The organism is Bartonella sp. OC16QHHD (genome assembly GCF_042194035.1).
Taxonomy (GTDB): Bacteria; Pseudomonadota; Alphaproteobacteria; order Rhizobiales; family Rhizobiaceae; genus Bartonella.
The window spans coordinates 1-1,666 of sequence record NZ_JBHIMJ010000023.1 but is presented as its reverse complement, the minus strand read 5'-3'; the positions used below and the strand labels follow the sequence as shown (position 1 = coordinate 1,666).

The 1,666-nt window shown below is 41.1% G+C and carries 1 protein-coding gene and 1 pseudogene; both read left to right on the top strand.

Annotated elements, in window-relative coordinates:
• Nucleotides 1-238 (top strand): annotated as a pseudogene (locus ACFIK1_RS03725) (PBSX family phage terminase large subunit); the annotation flags it as partial.
• Nucleotides 239-498: 260 nt separating this feature from the next.
• Nucleotides 499-1,665: a tyrosine-type recombinase/integrase gene (locus tag ACFIK1_RS03720; protein ID WP_375662117.1), complete on the top strand. Its 1,167-nt coding sequence runs from the start codon at nucleotides 499-501 to the stop codon at nucleotides 1,663-1,665.
• Nucleotide 1,666: the final 1 nt, after the last annotated feature.

Genomic DNA, 1,666 nt, shown 5'->3' with positions numbered 1-1,666 from the left:
GTCTGTTTGGTTTAATGAAGAGACAACCGTAGCGGGTCGTAAAGCACTGAATTGGTATCATGAGAAATGGGATGAGAAGCGTAATATTGGTTTAGGCGCTGAGCATGATTGGTCCAGTCATGGTGCGGATGCCTTTGGGTTAATGTGTGTGGCTTATGAAGAACCTCCGACGATACAAAAGCGACCAGCTTATAGCGGTAGAGAAACTTATGAAAGCACGTCATGGATGGCAGAATGATGTATGATGAAGAGCATTTAGAGAAAGAAAGTAACGCATCAGATTTGTCGACAGAAGGCTTATTTCGTAAGCTTGTGAGCTGGTGACAAGCTATTGATTTATAATGATAATCTAGCGTTATTCATATTGAGTTAAAGACCCGAATAACGTAAGATTCTCTTATTTCAAATCTGTTTATATTGAATCAATCAAAACCACTCGTTTGCACATAGCAAGTGGGATGAGTGTGTGGATAAAATTTGTATAAGAAAGGACTTAAAATGGCTCTTATGAACCGTCTTAATGCAAGATCTGTTGCAACATTAGGGGCTGGCAAATATAACGATGGTGCCGGCTTGTTACTTCACAAGCGTAAAGATGGAGGTGCTCAATGGATTTACCGTTATACCATTCATGGGCGCCGTCGTGAAATGGGCTTGGGGGCATTGCGAAACGTTTCTTTAAAAAAAGCGCGTGAATTGGCAAATCAATGGCGTTCTGTTTTGCATGAGGGTCGTGACCCTATTAAAGAACGCAATAAACAAAAGCGTGAAGCAATAAGCAATCTCCATTACTTAAAAGATATTGCCATAGATGCTTTTGAAAGTCGTAAAGCTGAATTAAAAGGGGATGGAAAAGACGGACATTGGTTTTTACCATTACGTCTTCATATTCTCCCCAAATTAGGCTGTTTACCCGTTTCAGAAATTACCCAAACTGAGATACGCAATACTCTTGCTCCTATCTGGCATACAAAAGCTGGAACAGCTAATAGAGCTCTTAATCGTCTTAATATATGTCTCAAACATGCGGCTGCACTAGGATTGGATGTTGATTTACAAGCAACAGAAAAAGCACGTGCTCTCTTAGGCAAACAACGTCATAAAACGCAAAACATGCCCGCAATGGATTGGAAAGAGGTCCCTGCCTTTTATAAAACACTTTGCCAAACAACAATCCTAACACAACTGGCTTTGCGTTTGCTTATTTTGACAGGAGTTCGTACTTTTCCTTTGCGTCATATTCGTGAAGGTCAAATTGAAGATGATGTCTGGACAATTCCTGCTGAAAATATGAAAGGAAAGCGTGATACTACAACAGAATTTCGCGTCCCCTTATCAAAAGAAGCGCTGAAAATTATTGAACAAGCTCGTTGTATTTCTAAAAGTGATTTTCTTTTTTCTCCTACCGGTCGCGGTCCTCTTTCACATACGATGATGGCTTGGTATATGAGAAAAAATAAAATTGAAGCTTGCCCCCATGGTTTTCGCTCTAGTTTACACGATTGGCTCGCTGAAACAACCGATGCCCCCTATGAGGTCGCTGAAACCATTCTAAGTCATACAGTAGGAGGACAAGTAGAGCGTGCCTATCGTCGTACTGACTATCTAGAACAGCGCCGTGTCTATATGGAGAAATGGGCGGCTTATGTCACGGGTCAATCTTAAG

Bases quoted from the DNA above. Each gene is read 5' to 3' on its own strand.
- ACFIK1_RS03720 (WP_375662117.1), top strand. From the start codon at position 499: ATGGCTCTTATGAACCGTCTTAATGCAAGATCTGTTGCAACATTAGGG.